Annotated in this window: 6 protein-coding genes and 4 tRNA genes; 7 read left to right on the top strand and 3 right to left on the bottom strand. The window is 63.6% G+C overall.

What is annotated here, in order from left to right; all coding sequences use genetic code 11:
* The first annotated feature begins 68 nt into the window (after positions 1–68).
* From B2U07_RS02740 to B2U07_RS02725, 4 genes are all read left to right on the top strand, one after another.
* Positions 69–144, top strand: a tRNA-Ala gene (locus B2U07_RS02740).
* A gap of 48 nt (positions 145–192) precedes the next feature.
* Positions 193–268 (top strand) — tRNA-Glu (locus B2U07_RS02735).
* A gap of 47 nt (positions 269–315) precedes the next feature.
* Positions 316–391: transfer RNA gene (locus B2U07_RS02730), tRNA-Ala, on the top strand.
* A gap of 46 nt (positions 392–437) precedes the next feature.
* Positions 438–513, top strand: a tRNA-Glu gene (locus tag B2U07_RS02725).
* 113 nt (positions 514–626) lie between these two features.
* Here the strand turns inward: B2U07_RS02725 and B2U07_RS02720 are convergent.
* Entirely contained in the window at positions 627–2,525 is a 1,899-nt protein-coding gene (locus B2U07_RS02720) for a sensor domain-containing diguanylate cyclase (RefSeq protein ID WP_275544778.1), read from the bottom strand.
* Between the two features lie 205 nt (positions 2,526–2,730).
* Here B2U07_RS02720 and B2U07_RS02715 point away from each other — a divergent pair, with 205 nt between their 5' ends.
* Complete coding sequence (locus tag B2U07_RS02715) at positions 2,731–3,180, top strand: acyl-CoA thioesterase (RefSeq protein WP_275544779.1); 450 nt, start codon at positions 2,731–2,733, stop codon at positions 3,178–3,180.
* Positions 3,181–3,186: 6 nt separating this feature from the next.
* Here B2U07_RS02715 and B2U07_RS02710 read toward each other — a convergent pair whose 3' ends face one another.
* Complete coding sequence (locus tag B2U07_RS02710; RefSeq protein ID WP_275544780.1) at positions 3,187–3,582, bottom strand: hypothetical protein; 396 nt, start codon at positions 3,580–3,582, stop codon at positions 3,187–3,189.
* A gap of 95 nt (positions 3,583–3,677) precedes the next feature.
* Between B2U07_RS02710 and B2U07_RS02705 the strand changes: the two genes are divergently transcribed.
* Both B2U07_RS02705 and B2U07_RS02700 read left to right on the top strand, forming a co-directional pair.
* Positions 3,678–4,628 carry a tRNA dihydrouridine synthase gene (locus B2U07_RS02705; protein WP_275544781.1) on the top strand — a complete coding sequence of 317 codons (951 nt, stop codon included), beginning with the start codon at positions 3,678–3,680 and terminating at the stop codon, positions 4,626–4,628.
* Between the two features lie 257 nt (positions 4,629–4,885).
* Positions 4,886–5,335, top strand: a complete 450-nt coding sequence (locus tag B2U07_RS02700) for an Hsp20 family protein (RefSeq protein ID WP_197857317.1) — start codon at positions 4,886–4,888, stop codon at positions 5,333–5,335.
* A 255-nt stretch (positions 5,336–5,590) separates the two neighbouring features.
* Here the strand turns inward: B2U07_RS02700 and B2U07_RS02695 are convergent, their stop codons facing one another.
* Positions 5,591–8,875, bottom strand: a complete 3,285-nt coding sequence (locus B2U07_RS02695; RefSeq protein ID WP_275544782.1) for a bifunctional diguanylate cyclase/phosphodiesterase — start codon at positions 8,873–8,875, stop codon at positions 5,591–5,593.
* Positions 8,876–8,952: the final 77 nt, after the last annotated feature.

Genomic DNA, 8,952 nt, shown 5'->3' with positions numbered 1-8,952 from the left:
AGTCCCCTAGGGGACGCCACTTATTCCAGCCGCAGCGCTCAGGCGCTGCAGCCAGACCGAAAGGTTTCGGGGCTATAGCTCAGCTGGGAGAGCGCTTGCATGGCATGCAAGAGGTCAACGGTTCGATCCCGTTTAGCTCCACCAAACACTGACAAGGCCAGCTTAGCGCTGGCCTTGTTCTTCGAAGGTTTTGTCCCCTTCGTCTAGTGGCCTAGGACACCGCCCTTTCACGGCGGTAACAGGGGTTCGAGTCCCCTAGGGGACGCCATTTTCCAGTCGCAACGCGCAAGCGCTGCGAGCCGACCGCAAGGTTTCGGGGCTATAGCTCAGCTGGGAGAGCGCTTGCATGGCATGCAAGAGGTCAACGGTTCGATCCCGTTTAGCTCCACCAATCACACAAGGCCAGCCTAGCGCTGGCCTTGTCGTTCGAAGGTTTCGTCCCCTTCGTCTAGTGGCCTAGGACACCGCCCTTTCACGGCGGTAACAGGGGTTCGAGTCCCCTAGGGGACGCCATTTTTCTTGCCGCATTTGCGGAACCCAGGGGCTGCCTCTTCGGAGGTGGCCCCTTTTTATTTTCGCCTGCCAATGGAGCGCAGCGCCCGCTGCCGGAGCCCTGACGCTGCTTCTCAGGCGTCGTTGAGTGCCACGGCTTCGTAGCTGACCACGCGGTTGCGGCCGTCTGCCTTGGCGCGATACAGGGCGCGATCCGCCAGTTCCAGCCAGCGCTCGCCGCAGTTGGGATCGTTCGGTACCCCGGCGTGCAGGCCGATGCTCAGGCTCAGTGGTATCGATTGCTGCTGGTAGCTGCAGGGGGTTCGGGCGATATCTTCGCGTAGCTGTTCGGCGAGGTCGAGTGCACCGGTAAGGTCGGTACCGTCGAGCAGGGCGACGAATTCCTCGCCGCCGAAGCGGGCCAGCAGGTCGCTGCTGCGCAGACGTTGCTGGATGCGTTGGGCTGCATGGCGCAGGCAGGCATCGCCGGCCAGGTGACCATAGTGGTCATTGACCTGCTTGAAGTGATCCAGGTCCATCATCAGGATCGCCAGCGACTGCTGGCTGCGCTCGGCGCGGGCGCAAGCGCGCGCCAGTTCCTCGCTGAGCGTCTGGCGATTGAACAGGCCGGTGAGACCATCACGGCGATTCAGCTCCGCCAGGCGCAGGTTGGCGTTGGACAGCTGCTGCAGGGTGTCCTGCAGGGTCGCGGTGCGCTCCTGCACGCGTTGTTCCAGGCTCTCGCTGATCTGCCTCTGCAGTTCCAGGTGCTTGGCCTGCTCGTTGCGCAGATGGCGCTCCTGTTCGATCAGTCTGGCCTGTGCCAGGCGTTCGGCGTGTTGCACCTGGCGGATGCGTGCGGCAAGGGCGATGGAGAACACCGTCATCTCGATCAGGCCGCCCACCTGTTGCGTGTGAAGGGTTAGCAGCGAGTAGGGCAGCAGCCCGGTGCCGGTGAGGATGCTGGCCAGGCTGGCGGTGATCAGCACGAACCAGCCCAGGGCGAACAGGCGTGCCGCCACATAACCTTCACGCCAGCGCAGCAGAGTGATGATGAAGGCGGCCACGGCGCAGGCGACCACCAGTACGAAGCTGCCTATCAGTGCGGGTGCATAAGGTCCGAGGAGCGCCATGCCCAGTACCAGCCAGGCGCAGGCCTTGAGTGCGTTGGCGACCCAGCGGTAGGGCTTCGCGGCCTTGTCCAGCTCCAGCACGCCGTAGGTGAACTGTATGCCGAACAAGGTCGCCAGCGCCGAACTGAGTGGAAAGCTGAGCTGGTGCCAGGCCAGGGCGTTGGGCCACAACCATTGCAGGGCGAAGCCAAGCTGGATGAACTGATAGAGACTGAAGCTGGCGACGAACAGGCTGTACCAGAGGTAATTGCGGTCACGCGTGATGCAGAAGATGCTCAGGTTGTAGATCAGCATCGCGATCAGGGCGCCGAAGAACAGGCCCTGTAACAACAGGCTGCGTTGCTCCTCGTGATCGAATGCCTCATGGGTCATCAGGCTGGCGCTGAGGTTGGCGGAACCGTCGGTCTGCATGCGCAGCCAGATGCGCCGTTGCTCGCCCGGCTCGACGTCCAGTGGGAGCGCCAGCTGGCGGTGCTCGACCCAGCGCCAGCCGAAGGGGCGCTGGTCACCCGCGCGGTAAACCCGTTCGTCGTCGAGGCCGTAAGCGTCCAGCTGATCGAGCAACGGATTGCCGATCAATAGTACCCAGCCAAGCGAGCGATTGTGCGGGTTGTGCACGTCCAGGCGCAGCCAGTAGGCGCTGCCGCCGTAGCCGAAGCTGGCATCGCGCCGGTCGACGGGCTGCCAGGCAGAGTCGGGCAGGGCCCGGACATTGGTGATGTCGGCCTGGCCGCTCGGGTCTTGCCAGAAATACATGTAGGGGCCGGGCAGCGTCTGCGTCTGGCCGCTCGGCAGCGGCAGGCTGTCTGCCCAGGTCAGCGCTGGCAGCAGCAGAAGCATCAATAGGCGCAGGATGGCAGTCAATTGCTCGTTCTCGGACTCTCTGGCGAGTGCGCGCATTATGGCGCGCGGTAATGGCGCGATGAAAGCTCGGCACTGCATGCACTGGCCGCGCGGCGTATGATGCGGGGCCGGATCGAGCGGCCGCCGACGAGTTTGGCGGTCACCCGGTGTGGAACATGGAGCCTGGGCGGCGCCGTTGTCGCCTCGCCCGGGCCGGCTCATTCGGCCCGTCTTGGCGGGCTGCAAACCTGGAGGTACCGCCATGAACTGGGAGCTGCCCAGCCCCTTCGTCATCGATATCGACGTGACAGCAGAGGATATCGACGGTCTCGGCCATGCCAACAACGCGGTGTATGTCAGCTGGCTGGAGCGCTGCGCCTGGCGTCATTCGCAGTTTCTGGGGCTGGATCTGGTCGAGTATCGCCGCCTGGATCGGGCCATGGCCGTGGTGCGTCACGAGATCGATTACCTGGCCAGCGCCTATGAAGGGCAGCAGCTGCAGATGGCGACCTGGATCGTCGAGTCCGACCAACGCCTGAAGATGGATCGTCGTTTCCAGCTGGTGCGGCCCGAGGATGGTCTGACGCTGCTCAGGGCCAAGACCACCTTCGTCTGCATCGAATTGTCCAGCGGGCGCCCCAAGCGCATGCCGTCGGAGTTCGTCGAGGGCTATGGCCAGGCCTTGATGGAGCCTTATCCGCTTGAGCTATAGGCGCGCTCAGTCGATCAGTGGCGCGAGAAACACCTGGTGCGGTTCGACCATCACGGCGAACTGACGGGTTTCGCCGGGGCGCAGCAGTATCGACTGCGCGACGTCCGGCCCACGCCCGCCGCAATAGCCGTCGGGTGACAGGGCCACGGCGACGCTTAATTCGCCGCTGGGCAGGTCCAGGCTGGTGCGTTCGCCTGGGCCAAGCTTCGCCACCGCCTGCTGGTTGACGTAAAGCTCCACGTCGCAGGCGTTCGGCGCGTTGCTGTCGCGGCTGAAGATCAAGCGCGCCGACGCGTCGGCGACCGGGTCGGGCGGTATCTGTTTGATACCCCGGGGCAGCGCGTCGCTGGCCTGTGCCCCCAGATACCACATACCCAGAACGATCAACGCGAGATAACGCATGACGAGCTTCCTGTTTTGGCGGTTGTCAGTGTGGCCCATCTTGCGCGCGGCGCGCGACCCCTTAAACTGTGCGCCCCATTTTTTCGGACTATCTCATGCAAATCGCCCTGGCGCCCATGGAGGGGCTGGTCGACGAGATCCTGCGCGACGTACTGACCCGTATCGGTGGGATCGACTGGTGCGTGACCGAGTTCATTCGCGTGAGCGAGCGGCTGTTGCCGGCGGCTACCTACCACAAGCTGGCGCCCGAGCTGTTCAACGGTTCACGCACCCAGGCCGGCACGCCGATGCGGGTGCAGTTTCTCGGCTCCGATCCGCAATGCCTGGCCGACAACGCCGCGTTTGCCTGTACGCTCGGCGCGCCTGTGATCGATCTCAACTTCGGTTGCCCGGCCAAGACGGTTAACAAGTCGCGCGGCGGTGCGGTGCTACTCAAGGAGCCCGAGTTGCTGCATGCGATCGTCCGTGAGGTGCGCCGCACGGTGCCGGTCGAAATTCCGGTGACGGCGAAGATGCGCCTGGGGTTCGAGGGCAAGGAGGGCGCGCTGGACTGCGCGCGGGCGCTAGCCGAAGGCGGGGCGAGCCAGATCGTCGTGCATGCGCGTACCAAGGTCGAGGGATACAAGCCGCCGGCGCATTGGGAATGGGTGGCGCGGGTGCAAGAGGTGGTCGGCGTGCCGGTGTTCGCCAATGGCGAGGTGTGGACGCTGGATGACTGGCGCCGCTGCCGTGAAATCAGTGGCGTGGATGACATCATGTTGGGCCGCGGCCTGGTATCGCGCCCCGGTCTGGCACGGCAGATCGCGGCGGTCAGGGCCGGAGAGGCGCCCGAGGAAATGAGCTGGGCCGAACTGCAGCCGCTGCTGCTCGACTTCTGGCAGCAGGCAAGGCGCAAGCTGGCGCCGCGCTACGCACCGGGGCGCCTGAAACAGTGGTTGGCGATGCTTACTCGTACCTACCCGGAAGCTGTCGCGCTGTTCGCTGAGGTGCGCCGCGAGCAGGATTGCGAGCGTATCGACCGGCTGCTGATGATGCCCTCCAGCTAAAGCCTGTGGCCTGGATGAAATCCAGGCAGCGGGCATTCTCCCCGGATTGCATCCGGGCTACGGCTGAAGCTTGGTGCGCACGCCACACGCTGCGGTAGGGATGGTGGGTGGCTTGGTGGGTCCATGCTTCCATGCGGGCTGTAAACGAATTTTTCAGGCTCTTGAAAAATGTCCTGGCGACCCTAAATACGTGACTGCGGGATGCCGAAGTCGGGTTCCGCGATATGAACCTTGCTGAAATTTTCAGGAGAATACTCATGAGCAACGTACTGTCCCTGGCCCCTCTGTTCCGCCAGTCCGTCGGTTTCGACCGTTTCAACGATCTTTTCGAATCTGCCCTGCGCAGCAATGACGCCGGCAGTTCCTACCCGCCCTATAACGTCGAGAAGCATGGCGAAGACCACTACCGCATCGTGGTCGCGGCTGCCGGCTTCGAGGAAGGCGATCTGGAGCTGCAGGTCGAGCGGGGCGTGCTGACCGTGGTCGGCAACAAGCGTGATCGCAGCGCCGAGAGTGTCAGCTACCTGCATCAGGGCATCGCCCAGCGTGCGTTCAAGCTGTCGTTCCGCCTGGCCGATCATATCGAGGTCAAGGGTGCCAACCTGGTTAACGGTCTGCTCCATGTCGAGCTGGAGCGCATCGTGCCGGAAGAGGCCAAGGCCAAGCGCATTCCCATCGGCAGTCAGCGTCCTGCGCTGGAAAGCTGAGTCGATGGTCGATGAAGCAGGCGCCCCGCGGGGCTAATGCTGTTCACATAAGAATGGTCGAACGCGATCAGTCCCCTCGCCCCTCCGGGGAGAGGGTTAGGGCGGGCCGCGTTCGGCGAGGGGAAAACTGGCAGTTTTGCAGTGTTTTCAGCCCTCTCCCCCAGCCCCTCTCCCATAAATGGGAGAGGGGAGCCAAGCGCGAGCACCTTAAGCGAACAGTTGCCCCGCGGGGCGCCTTTTTCATTTGGCTCGGCTCTAGCCGTTCAGCATCAGCAGGTCGCGGAAGGCTTCCTGCGGCAGCGGTCTGCTGAACAGATAACCCTGATAAAGATGGCAACCTTGCGACTGCAGGAACTCCAGTTGGTCCTGCTGTTCGACACCCTCTGCGATCAACCCCAGGCCCAGGCTGCGTGCCATGGCGACGATGGCGCGAATGATCTCGGCGTCGTTGGGGTCGTTGGTGGCGTCGCGCACGAACGACTGGTCGATCTTCAGCATGTCCACCGGCAGGCGCTTGAGGTAGGTCAGCGAACTGTAGCCAGTGCCGAAATCGTCCATGGCGAAGCTGACGCCTTGCTTTTTCAGGCGCAGCATCTTGCCGACGGTATCGTCGATATTCTGAATGACGATGCCTTCGGTGATTTCCAGCTTGAGCATGGCATTGGGCAACTGGCTGGCACGTAGGCAGTTGGCTACGCGTTCGACGAAGTCGTGCTGGCGGAACTGGCGGGGGCTGATGTTCACGCACAGGCTGAAGCGCTCGCTGTCGACCAAGCCACCAGCCAGTAGCTGGGAGCAGAAATGACAGGCCTCGGCCAGCACCCAGCCACCGACCTCAACGATCAATCCGCTTTCTTCCAGCACCTGAATGAAGTGCGCCGGCGATTGTGGCCCCAGTTGCGGATGCTGCCAGCGCAGCAGGGCTTCGGCGCCGACCACCTTGCCGTCACGGGCGTCGACCTGGGGCTGGAAGTGCAGTTCGAATTCGCCACGAGCCAGAGCCAGGCGCAGATCATTCTCCAGGCGCAGGCGAGCGCTGGCAGCATCCTGCATGGTGCTGCGAAACAGCTGGATAGCGTTGCGGCCGGAATCCTTGGCGCGGTACAGGGCAATATCGGCGCGTTTGAGCAAATCTGCTGGAGTGTTGCCGTGGTCGGGAATCAACGCGACACCGATGCTCGGTGTAACCTGCAGGCGGTGTCCGTCCAGCAGCATCGGTTCGGCAAGCAGCTGACGCAGTTTTTCGGCGACTTGGCGGACGTGGCGGGTGACTTCCGAGCGTTTGCCCTCCAGGCCAGAGAGCAATACCACGAATTCGTCACCGCCCAGGCGCGCCACGGTGTCCTCCAGACGCACGCTGGCTTCCAGGCGCGCGGTGACCAGGCGCAGCACGGAGTCGCCGACGGGGTGGCCGAGCGAGTCGTTGATGTGCTTGAAGTGGTCGAGATCGAGAAACAGCAGGGCGCCGCGCAGGTCATGGCGTTTGAGCAGGGCGATCTGCTGAGTCAGACGGTCCATCAGCAGGGCGCGATTGGGTAGGTTGGTCAGCGCATCGTGATAGGCCAGGTGCTGCACCTGCGCCTGGGCCTGCTTGAGCTCGCTGATGTCACGCGCGGTGAGCAGCAGGCAGGGCACGCCATCGAGTTCGATGGGTTGCACGGAAACGTCGACCAGGCGCACGTCGCCGTCGCGGTGCCGGCCGTGCATTTCCATATGCAGTACCTTGGCGTTGCGCGACAGCTGCTCGAGCAACCGCTGGCGCTCCTCGGGATAGGCCCAGACGTCCATCTCGAAGGACGTGCGCCCGACCACTTCCTCCGGCAGGTAGCCGGTGATGCGGGTGAAGCCTTCGTTGACCTCGATGTAGCGGCCGCTTTCGCGCTCGGTGATGGTGATCGCGTCCGGGCTGGAGTGGAAGGCCTTGGCGAACTTCTCTTCCGAGGCTTGCAGGCGCTGTTCACGCAATACCCGTTCGCTGATGTCGACCAGGGTGCCGACCATTCGCAGCGGTTGCCCGTCGTCGTCGAGCTGCAGCTTGGCCGTGCTTTCGAGAAAGCGCAGGCCGCCATTCTCCCGCTGTACGCGATAGGTGACCTGATAATGGCTGCGGCGCTCTTCGACCATCTGCTGAAAGTGCTGGCGCAGGCTGCGCCGGTCCTCCATTGGCACATGCCGGAAGAAATCGAGAAAGGCGCCTTCGAATGGTGCCGCGTCCAGCCCCTGCAGTTGCGCTGCGCGGGCGCTGGCGATCAGGCGGCTGCCGGGAATGTGCCAGTCCCAGGTGCCCAGGTCGGCCGATTCCAGCGCCAGGCGCAGGCGCTGTTTGCTTTCGTTCAGCGCCAGTTCCTGGGCGCGTTGTTCGGTTATGTTGCGCACGGTGAGCACCAGGCAATCGACGCCGTTCAATTCAATCTCGCCGCCGAACAGCAGGTTGCTGGTGACGCGGCCGTCGCGACTGAACAGGCGCACCTCGAGGTTGTCCAGGCGCCCGGTTTGCGCGGCTTCGAGCATGCGCTGACGGTCACCGGGGTCAGCCCAGATGCCCAGCTCCAGCGAGGTGCGGCCCACGGCTTCGGCGCAGCTCCAGCCAAACTGCTGCTCGAAGCTCGGGTTGACTTCGATAAAGCGACCTGTCGCCCGCTCGGAGATCGCCACCGCGTCCGGGGTATGCATGAATGCCTTGGCGAATTTTTCCTCGCTGGCGCGCAGTGCGTTCTCCGCTCGCTTGCGCTCACTGGTGTCGAGAAAGGTGCAGAGCATCAGGCGGTCACCCTGCAATTCGATGTACTGGCTCGACAGCACACCGTCGAGAATGTCGCCGGCGCGGGTGCGTAGCTGCACCTCCTGAATCACCGGCTCGCGGCTCAGCGGCGCCTGCCGACGCAACTGGTCGCGCTGACTGGCGTGTACCCAGAGATTCAGCTCATGGGTGGAGTAGCCAAGAATTTCGCTGGGGTTCCAGCCAAAGGCGTGGGTGAAGTGCTGGTTGACCTCAATGATTTCGCTGTTGTCGTAGCGCACCAGCATCATGATGTCGGGGCTCAGGCGGAACAGGCTGGCGAAGCGTTCCTCTGAAGCGCTCAGGGCCTCGGCACGTTCCTGCTGGGCAGTGATGTCGCGGATCACGCCGAACATCCGTGGCCGACCGTCAGCCTCGCGTTGCAGGCTGCCGGTGATCTCCAGCCAGTGCAGGCTGCCGTCCGGCCAGCGGATACGATGGCGCAGGGCATTGGGGATCTGTTCGCCCTTGAGAATGGCCTCGAACGTCGCCAGAACTTCGGCGCGCTCCTCCTCGGGGATCAGCTCGATGTAATGCAGTTCCCGCGTTACCGGGCGATTGGGATCGAGGCCGAACAGTGCCTGGGCGCCGCGCGACCAGTTCACCTGGCCGCTGCGAATGTCCCAGTACCAGGTACCGAGATGCGCGCCATTCAGCGCGGCCAGCAAACGCGGTGCGTCTTGCCAGGTTTGCTCGAATTCGGCGGGATCCATCGCCGGGATATGTGGCAGGGGCGGGGTCTGGTCAGTCGATCTGGCCATGGCCGAACCGTTCTCCGGAGGGCGCGATGCGCGGGGCGGGCATTAATGGCATGTGGACACTTTTTTTATCGTTGTGT

The sequence above is a fragment of the Pseudomonas sp. UBA7530 genome, assembly GCF_002479365.1.
Classification (GTDB): Bacteria; Pseudomonadota; Gammaproteobacteria; order Pseudomonadales; family Pseudomonadaceae; genus Aquipseudomonas.
The sequence above is the reverse complement of the archived record's forward strand: the minus strand, read 5'-3'. Positions and strand labels throughout refer to the sequence as shown.